The following is a 13,856-nucleotide window of genomic DNA, read 5'->3' on the forward strand; positions in this document are numbered from 1 at the left end:
ACAGCGCCTCAGCCCGGGCGCGGGCGTGCTCGCGGATGGCGGCGTATCAGCTGGATTGTCGTCAACGGATACACCGAATTCGCGAGCATGCCCGCACACAGGGGAATGTGTGATGTCCGGGATCAGCTCAATTCAAGCCAGATCGGCGCATGATCCGACGGTTTTTCCATGCCGCGCAATTCATAGTCCACGCCCGCCGCTTTCACCCGTGGCAGCAGGCCGTTGGAGGCCAGGATCACGTCAATGCGCAGGCCACGCTTGGGTTCGTCTTCAAAACCACGGCTGCGGTAGTCGAACCAGCTGAACATGTCGGTCACGTCCGGGTTCAGGTGGCGATAGCTGTCGGTCAGGCCCCAGTTTTTCAGGCGTGCCATCCATTCGCGTTCTTCCGGCAGGAAGCTGCATTTGCCGGTTTTTAGCCAGCGCTTCATGTTGTCCGGGCCGATGCCGATGTCGCAATCTTCTGGGGAAATGTTCACATCGCCCATCACCACCAGCGGCTGTTCGTTGTGGAACTGGCTTTCCAGCAGTGCTTGCAGATCGCTGTAAAAACGCTGCTTGGCCGGGAATTTGGTGGGATGGTCGCGGCTTTCACCCTGAGGGAAGTAGCCGTTCATGATCGTCACCGGCACGCCGTTGGCGTCGGCGAAGGTGCCCCAGATGAAACGGCGCTGAGCGTCTTCTTCATCGGTGGCGAAACCTTTATGGATGGCAATCGGTTCCTGGCGCGAGAGCAGGGCGACGCCGTAATGGCCTTTCTGGCCATGGTAAGAGACGTGGTAGCCCAGGGCGCGCACGTCTTCCAATGGAAACTGGTCGTCGTGGACTTTGGTTTCCTGCAGGCCGATCACGTCCGGCTGATGTTTTTCGATCAGCGCTGCCAGCTGATGCGGACGGGCGCGCAGTCCGTTGATGTTGAAGGAAACAATCTTCATGGTCGGCAGTCCTAGCAAAAGGGCGATGCTAGCTGACATGTGGGATGGGGGCCAGTGTGGGGTGGGAGAAATCATTCTGGTCTGTGGGATGTGTGTTGCCTGGGCGTGCTCGCGAAGAGGCCCGCCCAGTCGATGAAGATCCCGAGTTGGTCTATACCTGAGGGGAACTGCGCCAACACCAAAAGGTTCGTACCAACAAGAGCGCAGCCATTTGAGCTGCGCCCCGGGGAGAATCACCGTCATGCCTGAAACCCAGACCGCCATCGCCGACATCCACATGCTCGACCGCGGTTATTCGCGCGAAGCCCGATCACTGCTGTATCAGGCCTATCGCCACGAGCCGACCTTCGGCTACCTGTTCGAAGCCGAGCGTCCCGGCTATGAGCAGCGGGTGCGCGCGACGGTGAGGGAACTGGTCAAGCAACACTTCCTGCAGGATCTGCCGGCCATTGGCCTGTTGGTCAACGACCGCTTGATCGGCATCGCCCTGATCGCGCCGCCGCAACGTCGCTTGGGCATCACCGACAGTTGGGCGTGGCGCCTGCGCATGGTGCTCAGCACCGGTTTGCGTTGCACTCGGCGCTATCTGGAATATCACGATGCCGTGTCCGCGTGCGTGCCCGGCGATTCGGTGCACATGCTGCCGCTGCTGGGGGTTCATCCGCAGTTCCAGGGCAAACACTTCGGCGAACAATTGCTGACGGCTGTGCACAACTGGTGCGCGGTGGACGAAACCTCCCAAGGCGTGGTGCTCGACACCGGCAATCCGCGATACCTGGACTTCTATAAACGTCAGGGTTATCAGGAAATTGGCGAAGTTGCCGTCGGTCCGGTGCGCGAACATGTTTTTTTCCACGCCAATCCGCAGCTGTTACAAACTGCAACAGCATAACAATCGAACTTCTTGGGAAATTTCCTGTTCTATCACGCTCCCAAGCCCGTGATAGCATCCGCGCCTATGAAGTTTCCAGGAAGATTTACCAGTGGCGTGCTCGTGCTGTTAACCAGCTGCGCGGCGCTGGCGCAAAGTGAATTGGATGTGCGGATCAAACCGTCCAACGATGAACTCAAAGCCAATATAGAAGGGTATATCGGCGGCTTGGGCGACCGTGACGAAGAAGCCTTGCAGCGCTTCAGTCGCGGCGCCGAAGAGCAGGCGCGCAAGGCCGCTCAGGCATTGGGTTATTACCAGCCGCAGATTGAAAGTAAGGTCAAGGGCGGGGCCAAACCGCGCCTGGTGCTGAACATCGATCCCGGTGAGCCGATTCGCCTGCGCAATGTCACCATTCGCGTCGACGGCCCCGCAGCCGCTCTCAAATCCTTTCGTGTGCCGAAAAGCGACGTGCTCAAGCCCGGTGCGGTACTCAATCATGGCCGTTACGAAGACGCCAAACGGCTGATCCAGAATCAGGCCTCGCGCTTCGGTTTTTTCAGCGGCCACTTCACCCGTCAAAGACTCTTGGTGGATCCCCGCGCCGGGATTGCCGACGTCGAATTGATCTACGAAAGCGGCCCGCGTTATGCGCTGGGCACCGTCAGTTTCGAGGGCGACACGCCGTTCGACGAAGACCTGCTGCAACGCATGGTGCCGTTCAAGGAAGGTGAACCGTACGATTCCGAGTTGATCGCCGAATTGAACCGCAATCTGCAATCAAGTGGCTATTTCGAAGGCGTGCGCGTCGATGCCGCCCCGACTGCTGCGAAAAACGACGTGATCCCGGTGGACGTCAAACTCGACACCCGCAAGCCGCGCACCATGGGCCTGGGCCTCGGTTACTCCACCGACGTCGGGCCGCGAATCAAGGCCAACTGGACGCGCCACTGGGTCAATCCGCAGGGCGACAGCTACGGCTGGGAAGCCGAGCTCTCGGCGCCGCGGCAAAACGTCGGGCTGTTCTATGACATTCCACTCGACCCGCCGCTGACCGACAAACTGCGTTGGGCCGGCGGTTATCAGTTTGAAGACATTGATGGCTCCGACACGTCGAGCAAGCTGTTGACCTTCGGCCCGGAATGGCACAGCAAGTTGCCCAGCGGCTGGCAACGGGTGATCTCGCTGAAATGGCAGCGCGAAGAATACGAACTCGGTGATGACTCCGGCCTGAGTACCCTGCTGATGCCTGGCATCAGCTATTCGTACCTCAAAAGCGACAACCGCATCGACCCGCACAACGGTTATCGCCTGGCCTTTGAAAGCAAAGTGGCGAAAGAGGGCGTCGGCTCCGACAACAATCTTCTGTATGGCACCGCGTTGGTCAAAGGCTTGACCACGGTGTTCGACAAGCATCGCTTCCTTGGTCGCGTGCAGGTCGGCGGCAGCGCCACCAATGGCTATAACTCGGTGCCGCCGTCGCTGCGTTTCTTTGCCGGTGGTGATCAAAGTGTGCGCGGTTACGACTACCAGAGCCTGTCGCCGGAAAACTCCAAGGGTGACCGCATCGGTGGCCGCTACATGGTCGCCGGCAGCGTGGAGTATCAATATTCGGTCGCCGAAAAATGGCGCGTCGCGACGTTCGTCGATCAGGGCAACTCTTTCAACAAACTCGAACTGCCGAACCTCAAGACCGGGGTTGGCATCGGTGTGCGCTGGGTTTCACCGGTGGGGCCGATCCGCCTCGACCTGGCCCACGCGCTGGACGACGATGGCGGCTTCCGGCTGCACTTTTCCATGGGGCCTGAGCTGTGAAGCGTGGTTTGAAAATAACGGCGCTGGCCCTGTTGGCGCTGGTGATGTTGATTGTTTTGAGCATCGCTGCGGTGTTGGGTACGCAGGCTGGCAGCCGTTGGGCGCTGAGTCGGGTGCCGGGCTTGAGCGTGGAGAATTTCCAGGGTCGCCTCGGCGGACAATGGAGCGCCGACCATCTGGTGTGGCAGCAGGACAGCAGTCGTGTCGAGCTGGACAAACCGATCTTCGCCTGGTCACCGCTGTGCCTGACCCGCATGACGTTGTGCATCGAACAGCTCAAGGCTGATCAGGTCATCCTTCAATTCCCGCCGAGCGAAGAGACCACCGAAAGCGGCCCGATCAAACTGCCGGATCTGCAATTGCCGGTGGCTATCGAGTTGGGCGACGTCGAGGTTGGCAGTTTGCTGTTCAACGGCAGCGAGCAACTCAAAGGCCTGAAACTGGCAGCGCACTGGACGGCCAAGGGCCTGCAGATCGACAGCGTGAAATTGCAGCGCGACGACCTCAGCCTGAACCTGTCGGGCCTGTTGCAGCCGACCGCCGACTGGCCGCTGAACATCGCCGGTGATCTGACTTTACCTTCGCCGAGTAGCGATCCCTGGACACTGGCGTTGAAAGTCGACGGCGATTTGCTCAAGACCCTCAACCTGCACGCCGACAGCCGTGGCTACCTCGATGGCCAGTTGAGTGGTGAGCTGCAACCGCTGGCAGATAATCTGCCGGCCACAGTGCGCATCACCAGCGAGGCGTTCAAACCGAGCGCCGACCTGCCAGACACCCTGCAACTCAATCAACTGCTGCTGACCGGTGAAGGCAACCTGAAAGACGGTTACCAGTTGCTCGGTCACGCGACGCTGCCTGCCGAACAAGGCCCGGTGGCACTGTTACTCAAAGGCAAGGTCGACGCCAGCGGCGCGCAAATCGCCGGCCTTGACCTGAGCGCCAATGACAAGCAAAGCCTCAAGCTGACCGGCAGTGTTGACTGGAGCAAAGGCATCACCGCTCAGGCCAACATCAATTGGCAGGACTTTCCGTGGCATCGGCTTTATCCGGTGATCGACGAGCCAGAAGTCGCTTTGCGCACCTTCAATGGCGAAGTCTCCTACACCGACGGTCAATACATCGGTAATTTCGCCGCCGCGCTGGATGGCCCGGCGGGGGCGTTCAGCCTGAGCAGTCCGTTCAGCGGCAGCCTCAAACAGATCGCCCTCCCGCAATTCAAAATGGAAGCGGGGCAGGGCAAGGCCGAAGGTCATGTCAACGTGCAGTTCGCCGATGGCATTGCCTGGGACACCGCGCTAGACCTGTCGGCGTTGAACCCGGCGTACTGGGTCGCGGAACTGCCGGGCACCTTGGCAGGGCCGCTGAACAGCAAAGGTGAATTGAAGAACGAACGCCTGAGCCTGACCGCCGACCTCGATCTCAAAGGCAAACTGCGTGGCCAACCGGCCGTGCTGCAAGCCAAGGCTGACGGTGCTGGCGAACAGTGGACCCTCAATGCCCTGCACATCCGTCTCGGCGACAACAGCATCAACGGCAAGGGCAGCCTGCAAGAGAAACTCACCGGGCAGATCGACATCAAGCTGACGCGCTTGGCCCAGCTCTGGCCGCAACTGCGCGGGCAGGTCAACGGTCAGGTCAACGTCGCCGGCACCTTGAAAGCGCCGCAAGGCAAACTCGGCCTGCAAGGTTCGCAACTGGCCTTCCAGGACAATCGCCTGCAAAGCCTCAACCTCGACGCCACGCTCGACAGTGCACAGCGGGCGAAAATCGATCTGAAGGGCAGCGGCATTCAGGCCGGCGATACCAATCTGGGCGTGTTGACCGCCAGCGCTCAGGGCGACATCAAGAACCAGAAACTCAGCCTCGACCTGCTCGGACCGAAGCTGAAGCTGGCCTTGGGCCTGGACGGCAATCTGGACAAGGGTAACTGGCGTGGACGCCTGGCCAGCGGTGACATTCAGGCCGGTGGCCAGGATTGGAAGCTGCAAACCCCAGCCAGGCTGGAACGATTGGCCGACGGCAAAATCAATTTTGGCGCGCATTGCTGGGTGTCCGGCAGCGCCAGCCTGTGCGGTGAGGATCAACGGCTGATGCCCGATCCGAAGCTGCGCTACCACCTCAAGCAGTTCCCGATTGAAAGCCTGGCGCAGTGGTTGCCCAAGGACTTCGCGTGGCAGGGCAAGCTCAACGCCGATCTAAAACTGGACCTGCCGGCCAGCGGCCCGAACGGTGTGATCAGCGTCGATGCCAGCGGCGGCACCTTGCGCGTGCGTGAAAAGGATCAGTGGCTGGATTTCCCTTACCAGACCCTCAAGCTCACCAGCAAACTCACACCGAAGCGCATTGACACCGACCTCAACTTCGTCGGCGGCAAACTTGGTGAATTGGGTGTGCAGGCGCAGCTCAATCCCTTGCCGAAGAACAAACCCCTGAGCGGTACCTTCCGTCTCACCGGGCTGGATCTGTCGGTGGCGCGGCCGTTTGTACCCATGGTCGAGAAACTCACCGGCCACCTCAACGGCAGCGGCACGATATCCGGTGGGCTGCTGGCGCCGCTGGTCAACGGCACGGTAAAGCTCAGTGAGGGCGAAGTGTCCGGTGCCGAATTGCCGATGGAACTCAAGGATCTGCAACTGCAAGCGGTCATCGCCGGGGAATCGATACGCCTGGACGGCGGCTGGAAAAGCGGCAAGTCCGGGCAGGGCAGTCTCAATGGCAACGTTGCCTGGGGCCAGGCACTCATGGTCGATCTGGCGCTCAAGGGTATGCAGTTACCCGTTAACGTCGAACCGTACGCCAAGCTCGAAGTGGCGCCGGACCTGAAGATTTCCATGGCGGGCGACGAGCTGAAGATTGCCGGCAAGGTGCTGGTGCCCAAAGGCGAAATCACCGTGCGTGAATTGCCGCCATCGACGGTAAAAGTCTCTGATGACACGATCATCGTCGGCGCGCAGACCGAAGAGGGCAAACCGCCGATGGCCATGAAAATGGACATTGACGTGGTGGTCGGTGACGACAGACTCAGCTTCGCCGGGTTCGGCCTCACGGCCAACCTGAAAGGGCGTGTGCACATCGACGACAACATGGACACGCGTGGCGAGTTGTGGCTCAACGATGGCAGATACCGCGCCTATGGGCAGCGGTTGACGGTGCGGCGTGCGCGTCTGTTGTTTGCAGGTCCCATCGATCAGCCGTATCTGGACATCGAAGCGATTCGCCAGACTGACGACGTGATCGCCGGTATTCGCCTGAGCGGCAGTGCTGAGCAACCGACCACGCAGATCTTCTCGGAACCGGCGATGAGCCAGGAGCAGGCGCTGTCCTATCTGGTCCTGGGGCGTCCGCTGAGCACCAGCGGTGAGGACAACAACATGCTCGCGCAAGCGGCGTTGGGCCTTGGCTTGATGGGCAGTTCCGGGGTGACCAGCAGTCTGGCCAAAGACCTGGGGATTCAGGACTTCCAGCTCGACACCCAGGGCAGCGGCACCACCACCAGTGTGGTGGCCAGCGGCAACATCTCCGAGAAGCTCAGTTTGCGCTACGGCGTTGGCGTGTTTGAACCGGCCAGCACCATTGCCTTGCGCTACAAGTTGAGCAAGAAGGTTTATGTCGAAGCCGCCAGCGGTGTCGCCAGTTCGCTGGATATCTTCTACAAGCGCGATTTCTAGCTCGCGTTGCCCATAGCCGGGTCGCGACACTGCGATCCGGCTTTTCCAGAATGAATTAGACTCACCGCAACTCGAACGCTTTGCGGTATAAGGCTGCCCGAAGATAACAGGGGTGCATATGGTTCGCTTGAGTAGGGTCTTGCTCGGTAGCGATTTTGTCCGCAAGCGTTGGTCTGCGCTGGCGCTGACGGGCATTGTCTGGGGGGCTGCCGGTGTGGCCATCTTCATTGATGCGCTGGACGGCGTTCTGTATTTCCCGTTGCATCTCTTCGGCTATCTGTTGTTGCTCGAAGCCCTGATCATTCTGTTTGTGCCGGCACCTCGAACCGGGACCGCAGCCGCTTTGCGCAAGGCGCGAGGTCTGGCGTTTCTGGTGTTGGGGTTGCTGATCGTCGACAGACAACACGCCGCTGGCCTGATTCTGGCGGTGCTGTTTGGTGTGGCGTTTTTGCTCGACGGGGGCTTTCGGCTGGCAGCGGCGTTGGTGGTGCGTTTTGTCGGTTGGCAAGTGTCCCTGCTGACGGGGTTGTTCGAAATCGGCTTTGGCCTGTTCATCCTTGAACCGTATCCGACGCTCTATAAGGGCACGGTACCGTTCTGCATCGGCATGAGCGTTTTTCTCTCGGGCTGCGCGCTCTTGCGGCAGGCGTTGCGCTTTAAAAACTGGCAGTCGCCGGTCAGCCCTGCTTCGGTCAGTGCGCCGGCATGCAGCGCCGCGCTGGTGATCCACGTCTGGACACCCAGCGGCACCGTTGATGACACCCTGGTGCGCAACCGGCTGCTCAACCGCTATATCGCAGCGGTCGACATCAACGGCGTGATCTCCGCCGGCCACGCGGCATTGGAATGTGGCCCGGATATCTACATCAGCCATTACCCGCAGGACGACATTGATCGTTCAGCGGGGGATTTCGTGCGCTTGCTTCGGGCGACGCCGAACAATGATGTCGCCGGCAGGTTTCTGCCGGACTATGCGAGCGAGGTGGCTGACTGGTGCCCATCTTCGGTTCAGGTCAGTTTTGCCCACTATGATGCCCGACGGCTGAATGCGTTCTGGGCGCAATATCGGCAGAACGGCACTTATAACCTCACCAGCCGTAATTGCTCCAGTGCCGTTGCCCACAGTCTCGAAGCGGCCCTTGAAGGGGCGATGAATCGGGGGCATTCAAGCATGCTCGATTTTGTCCGAGTCATCATCAGCCCCGAGTTCTGGGTGGCGGCTCAAGTGCGCAAGCGTGCCGAGGTGATGGCCTGGACCCCCGGGCTGGTGCTCGATTATGCGCGGGCATTGCATGCCGCCATCGAGCCGGCGCCACCGGGCTGGCACAGCATTTACGCGGTGACCAAGCGTGCTTGTGGCTATGCGCTGACGGCCTTGCGGGGGCGCGAGGTGCATCCGGTGCAACCGCCAGCGCCTGCCCATCCTTCCGACGAGTCCTGATCGGCCTCCCTATAAGCCGGATTTCTGGATCGCTTTCATTTCTCAAAACGAGTCGCTGCCTTCGCGGGCAAGCCCGCTCCCACACTGGATCTGCGTTCGACGCGAAATCCTCTTTGGGCGCGACTTTGCTCGCGAAGGCGCGCAAAACCCCAGTCCACTGGTCAACTAATTACAAAGCAACCTAACTATTACGTTGACATTCGCTGCCTAGGCAGTAACATCTCGACATACATTCACTGCCTAGGCAGTTATTAGGTGAACACATGAAGCATTTCACCCCGGACGAATTCAAACACTGCCACCTCGGCCTGTTGCTTGGCCGTGCTGCGCTGCTCAAAGACCGGATCATCGACACCCACATGGAACCCCACGGCATTACCGCCGCGCAGTTCAAGGTGTTGATCATCATGGCCCAATTTGGCGTCGACACCCCGGCCGAGCTCTGCCGGCATCTGTCGCTGGACAGCGGTTCGATGACGCGCATGCTCGATCGTCTGGAGCAGAAAGGCTTCCTGGCCCGCCAACGCAGCGAAGGTGATCGCCGTCAGGTGCAACTCAAACTCACCGAGCAAGGCCAGCAATTGGCCGATCGCCTGCCGCACATCGGCGCCGATGCGATGAATGAACTGGCAGGCGCCGTCACTCCGGACGAGTTGAAAACCCTGGAATACATCCTCAAGAAAATTCTGCTGGCAGCCGGTGACCCGATCACCCTCCAGCGGTTAGGTGAACACAATGAGCGGTAAAACCCTACGCAGCAGCCTGACGCTGGTGCTGTCGGCGATGATCCTCGCCGGCTGCGCCAACTACAGCGGCCTCGACACTCAGGGCAAACGCCTTGATGCGAAAAGCCTCAATGCCAGCCAGTCCCTCAGCGGCGTGACCCTGTCGCCGGCCGCCTGGCCGAAAAGCGACTGGTGGACCAGCCTTGGCGATCCGCAACTCGATGGCCTGATCCGCGAAGCGCTGCACGACAGCCCGGACATGCAGATCGCCGAAGCCCGTGCCCATCAGGCCAGCGCCGCCGCGTATGCCGCCGATGCCGCGCGCTATCCGACGCTGGACGCCAGCGCCGGCATCAGCCGTTCGCGCCTGGCCAAGGATCAGGATCCGCTGGGGCAGGGTGGGGCTTATTCGACGGTGCGCAACGTCAGCGCCGGCTTCAATTACAACTTCGACCTGTGGGGCGGTCAGCGTGACGCCTGGGAAGCCGCACTCGGTCAGGCCCGCGCCGCCGAAGTCGACCGTCAGGCTGCGCAGTTGACCCTCGCCGCCGACGTGGCCCGGGCCTACAGCGATCTCGGTCAGGCACACATCGTCTATGACCTGGCCAGCGAAGACCTCAAGCGCACCCAACAAATGCTTGACCTGAGCCAGCGTCGCCTGAGTTCCGGGATCGATAGCCAATACCAGTTCCAGCAAACCCAAAGCCTGGAAGCCAGTTCCGAAGCCAGCCTGATCGATGCGGAAAAACGCCTGAACAGCGCGAAAATCACGTTGGCGGTTTTGCTCGGCAAAGGCCCGGATCGCGGCAATGAAATCGCCCGCCCGAACGTCCTGCAAGCGAGCGCCGTGGCTGTGCCTTCGGTGCTGCCGGCGGAACTGCTCGGTCGTCGCCCGGATCTGGTCGCTGCGCGCTGGCGTGTAGAAGCGGCGAGCAAGGACATCGACTCGGCGAAAACCCGGTTCTATCCCAACCTCAACCTGACGGCCTCGGCCGGTGCCGAGTCCCTGTTGGGTGACGCGATGTTCGGTTCGGCCAGTCGCTTCTTCAGCATTGCGCCGACTGTCTCGGTGCCGATCTTCGATGGCGGGCGACTGCGCGCCAACCTCGATGCGCGTGACGCCGATTACGACCTGGCGGTGGCGCAGTACAACAAAAGCCTGGTCAAAGCACTGGGCGATGTCAGCGACACGATCAACCAGTTGCGTGACATCGGCCGGCAGATCGGTGCGCAGCAACACGCCACCGACATCGCCCGGGATTCTTACAACACCGTGGTCCAGCGTTACGGTTCCGGCATCGGCAACTACCTGGACGTGCTCAGCATCGAGCAGCAATTGCTCCAGGCCCAGCGTCAGTTGGCCAACCTCAATGCCGAGCAGATCGATCTGTCGATTCAACTGATGCAAGCGCTGGGCGGCGGCTTCCAGAGTGAAAACATGACCGCAGCCAACGCCACCCCAGCCACGCCGTACAACTAATTCAAGGTATTTGTCATGGCCACTGCCCAAAACACCCAAGCTCAAGACAACACCCCGGACACCGGCAATCCACGCAAGCGCAAAGTCATGCTGCTGGTGCTGGCTGTTATCGTCCTTGTCGCCTGTGGCGGCGTCTGGGCGTATCACGAATTCATCGGGCGCTTTAACGAAAGCACCGACGACGCCTACGTCAACGGCAACGTCGTTGAAATCACGCCGCTGGTCACCGGCACCGTGGTCAGCATTGGCGCCGATGATGGCGACCTGGTCCACGAAGGCCAGGTGCTGATCAACTTCGACCCGAACGACGCCGAAGTCGGCCTGCAAAGTGCTCAGGCCAATCTGGCCCGCACCGTGCGTCAGGTGCGCGGCTTGTACAGCAACGTCGATGGCATGAAAGCCCAGGTCAACGCGCAACAGGCCGAAGTGCAAAAGGCTCAGGACAACTACAACCGCCGGAAAAATCTCGCCGCTGGCGGGGCGATTTCCAAAGAAGAACTGTCCCACGCCCGCGACGATCTGACCTCGGCGCAAAACGCCCTGGCCAATGCCAAACAGCAACTCAAAACCACCAGCGCGCTGGTCGATGACACCGTGGTGTCGTCGCACCCGGACGTGATGGCCGCTGCCGCGCAACTGCGTCAGGCCTACCTGACCAACGCCCGCAGCACGTTGATCGCGCCGGTCACCGGTTACGTTGCCAAGCGCACCGTGCAACTCGGCCAACGCGTGCAACCGGGCACCGCACTGATGGCGGTGATTCCACTGGATCAACTGTGGATCGACGCCAACTTCAAGGAAACCCAACTGAGCGGCATGCGCATCGGTCAGCCCGTGGATATCGAATCCGACATCTACGGCAGTGACGTGAAATACAGCGGCACCGTCGACAGCCTCGGCGCCGGTACCGGTAGCGCGTTTGCTCTGCTGCCGGCGCAGAACGCGACCGGTAACTGGATCAAGATTGTTCAGCGTGTGCCGGTGCGCATTCACATCAACGCCGAAGAGTTGGCCAAGCACCCGCTGCGCGTCGGTCTGTCGACCTCTGTCGAGGTCAATCTGCATGACCAGAGCGGCCCGGTACTGGCTCAACAATCGCCGCAAAAAGCGTCTTTCAGCACCAACGTCTACGACCGTCAACTGGCCGAAGCCGACGCAATGATCGCGCAACTGATCCACGACAACAGCGCCGCGGTCAGCAAAACCGCGCAACGCTGATCCACCACTGACCCTGTGGGAGCGGGCTTGCTCGCGAAAGCGGTGTGCCATTCAAGATTGATTTGTCTGACAGGCCGCCTTCGCGAGCACGCCCGCTCCCACAAGGGCGGGTGTAACGCTATTGAGGTTTCAAAGGATTCGCGATGAGCAATAACGCCTCTTTTACGCCGCCCAGCCTGTTGCTCAGCACCATCGGCCTGTCGCTGGCGACTTTCATGCAAGTGCTCGATACCACCATCGCCAACGTGGCGTTGCCGACGATTTCCGGCAACCTGGGGGTGAGTTCGGAGCAGGGCACCTGGGTGATCACCTCGTTTGCCGTGAGCAACGCCATTGCGCTGCCGCTGACCGGATGGTTGAGCCGGCGTTTCGGCGAGGTGACGCTGTTTCTCTGGGCGACCCTTCTGTTTGTGCTGGCTTCGTTTCTCTGCGGTATTTCCACGTCGATGCCCGAACTGATCGGCTTTCGCGTGTTGCAGGGGCTAGTCGCCGGGCCGCTGTATCCGATGACGCAAACCCTGTTGATCGCCGTGTATCCCCCCGCCAGGCGAGGCATGGCATTGGCATTATTGGCAATGGTCACGGTGGTTGCACCGATCGCAGGGCCGATTCTCGGTGGCTGGATCACCGACAGCTACAGTTGGCCGTGGATCTTCTTCATCAACGTGCCGATCGGGATTTTTGCGGTGATGGTCGTGCGTTCGCAATTGGCCAAGCGTCCGGTGGAAACCAGCCGTCAGCCGATGGACTACGTCGGGCTGATCTCGCTGATCATCGGGGTCGGCGCGTTGCAGGTGATCCTCGACAAGGGCAATGACCTGGACTGGTTCGAATCGAACTTCATCATTATTGGTGCGGCGATTTCAGTGATCGCGCTGGCGGTGTTCGTCATCTGGGAAATGACCGACCAGCATCCGGTGGTCAATCTGCGGCTGTTTGCCCACCGCAACTTTCGCATCGGCACACTGGTGCTGGTACTGGGTTACGCCGGGTTCTTCGGCATCAACCTGATCCTGCCGCAATGGTTGCAGACCCAGATGGGTTACACCGCGACCTGGGCAGGGCTGGCCGTGGCGCCGATCGGGATTCTGCCGGTGCTGCTGTCGCCGTTTGTCGGCAAATACGCACACAAGTTCGACCTGCGTTTACTGGCCGGGCTGGCATTTCTGGCGATTGGCCTGAGCTGCTTCATGCGCGCCGGGTTTACCAACGAGGTGGACTTCCAGCACATCGCTCTGGTGCAACTGTTCATGGGCATTGGCGTGGCGCTGTTCTTCATGCCGACCTTGAGCATTCTGATGTCGGACTTGCCGCCGAGCCAGATCGCCGACGGCGCGGGCCTTGCGACATTCCTGCGAACGTTGGGCGGTAGCTTCGCGGCGTCGCTGACCACCTGGATCTGGATTCGCCGGGCCGATCAACACCATGCCTATATGAGTGAAAGCATCAGCACCTATGAGCCCGCGACGCGGGAGGCGTTGAATCAATTGGGCGGGGCGAGTGCTCCGGCGTATGCGCAACTCGACCATGTGCTGACCAGCCAGGCGTACATGCTCTCCACCGTGGATTACTTCACGCTGCTGGGCTGGGGGTTCATGGGGTTGATTCTGATTGTGTGGCTGGCGAAGCCGCCGTTTGCGGCGAAGGCGGGGCCTGCTGCCAGCGGGCACTAAGTAGAACGCGGTCAAAAATGTGGGAGC

General features: G+C 60.6%; 9 protein-coding genes. 8 read left to right on the forward strand and 1 reads right to left on the reverse strand.

Annotated features, from left to right (window positions below):
* Nucleotides 1–122 precede the first annotated feature (122 nt).
* A complete protein-coding gene (gene xthA / locus AACY02_RS11225; RefSeq protein WP_339431994.1) occupies nucleotides 123–935 on the reverse strand; it encodes an exodeoxyribonuclease III in 813 nt (270 codons plus the stop codon).
* A 241-nt stretch (nucleotides 936–1,176) separates the two neighbouring features.
* On the opposite strand from xthA, the gene AACY02_RS11230 reads away from it, so the two are divergent.
* The 8 genes from AACY02_RS11230 (at nucleotide 1,177) to AACY02_RS11265 (ending at nucleotide 13,829) form a co-directional block, all read left to right on the forward strand.
* On the forward strand, nucleotides 1,177–1,827 hold the full coding sequence (locus tag AACY02_RS11230; RefSeq protein WP_221730419.1) for a GNAT family N-acetyltransferase: 651 nt from the start codon (nucleotides 1,177–1,179) through the stop codon (nucleotides 1,825–1,827).
* Nucleotides 1,828–1,893: 66 nt separating this feature from the next.
* Entirely contained in the window at nucleotides 1,894–3,621 is a 1,728-nt protein-coding gene (locus tag AACY02_RS11235) for an autotransporter assembly complex protein TamA (RefSeq protein ID WP_339431995.1), read from the forward strand.
* Nucleotides 3,618–7,292 (forward strand): translocation/assembly module TamB domain-containing protein, encoded by a 3,675-nt coding sequence (locus tag AACY02_RS11240; protein ID WP_339431996.1) that lies wholly within the window; start codon nucleotides 3,618–3,620, stop codon nucleotides 7,290–7,292. Before AACY02_RS11235 ends, AACY02_RS11240 begins: the two co-directional genes overlap by 4 nt.
* 118 nt (nucleotides 7,293–7,410) lie before the next feature.
* Complete coding sequence (locus AACY02_RS11245) at nucleotides 7,411–8,733, forward strand: HdeD family acid-resistance protein (protein WP_339431997.1); 1,323 nt, start codon at nucleotides 7,411–7,413, stop codon at nucleotides 8,731–8,733.
* Between the two features lie 263 nt (nucleotides 8,734–8,996).
* Nucleotides 8,997–9,479: a MarR family winged helix-turn-helix transcriptional regulator gene (locus tag AACY02_RS11250; protein ID WP_339431998.1), complete on the forward strand. Its 483-nt coding sequence runs from the start codon at nucleotides 8,997–8,999 to the stop codon at nucleotides 9,477–9,479.
* Nucleotides 9,469–10,938: an efflux transporter outer membrane subunit gene (locus tag AACY02_RS11255; protein ID WP_339431999.1), complete on the forward strand. Its 1,470-nt coding sequence runs from the start codon at nucleotides 9,469–9,471 to the stop codon at nucleotides 10,936–10,938. The genes AACY02_RS11250 and AACY02_RS11255 overlap by 11 nt, the downstream gene beginning before the upstream one ends.
* A gap of 15 nt (nucleotides 10,939–10,953) precedes the next feature.
* Nucleotides 10,954–12,156, forward strand: coding sequence for an HlyD family secretion protein (locus tag AACY02_RS11260; protein ID WP_339432000.1), 1,203 nt, complete (start codon nucleotides 10,954–10,956; stop codon nucleotides 12,154–12,156).
* Between the two features lie 143 nt (nucleotides 12,157–12,299).
* Complete coding sequence (locus tag AACY02_RS11265) at nucleotides 12,300–13,829, forward strand: DHA2 family efflux MFS transporter permease subunit (protein ID WP_339432001.1); 1,530 nt, start codon at nucleotides 12,300–12,302, stop codon at nucleotides 13,827–13,829.
* Nucleotides 13,830–13,856: the final 27 nt, after the last annotated feature.

It is taken from the genome of Pseudomonas sp. EA_65y_Pfl2_P78, assembly GCF_963970495.1.
GTDB lineage: Bacteria > Pseudomonadota > Gammaproteobacteria > Pseudomonadales > Pseudomonadaceae > Aquipseudomonas > Aquipseudomonas baetica_A.

Excerpts from the sequence above, each read along its gene's own strand:
- xthA (WP_339431994.1), bottom strand. The coding sequence starts at position 935 with ATGAAGATTGTTTCCTTCAACATCAACGGACTGCGCGCCCGTCCGCAT.
- AACY02_RS11230 (WP_221730419.1), top strand. The coding sequence starts at position 1,177 with ATGCCTGAAACCCAGACCGCCATCGCCGACATCCACATGCTCGACCGC.
- AACY02_RS11235 (WP_339431995.1), top strand. The coding sequence starts at position 1,894 with ATGAAGTTTCCAGGAAGATTTACCAGTGGCGTGCTCGTGCTGTTAACC.
- AACY02_RS11245 (WP_339431997.1), top strand. The coding sequence starts at position 7,411 with ATGGTTCGCTTGAGTAGGGTCTTGCTCGGTAGCGATTTTGTCCGCAAG.
- AACY02_RS11250 (WP_339431998.1), top strand. The coding sequence starts at position 8,997 with ATGAAGCATTTCACCCCGGACGAATTCAAACACTGCCACCTCGGCCTG.
- AACY02_RS11255 (WP_339431999.1), top strand. The coding sequence starts at position 9,469 with ATGAGCGGTAAAACCCTACGCAGCAGCCTGACGCTGGTGCTGTCGGCG.
- AACY02_RS11260 (WP_339432000.1), top strand. The coding sequence starts at position 10,954 with ATGGCCACTGCCCAAAACACCCAAGCTCAAGACAACACCCCGGACACC.
- AACY02_RS11265 (WP_339432001.1), top strand. The coding sequence starts at position 12,300 with ATGAGCAATAACGCCTCTTTTACGCCGCCCAGCCTGTTGCTCAGCACC.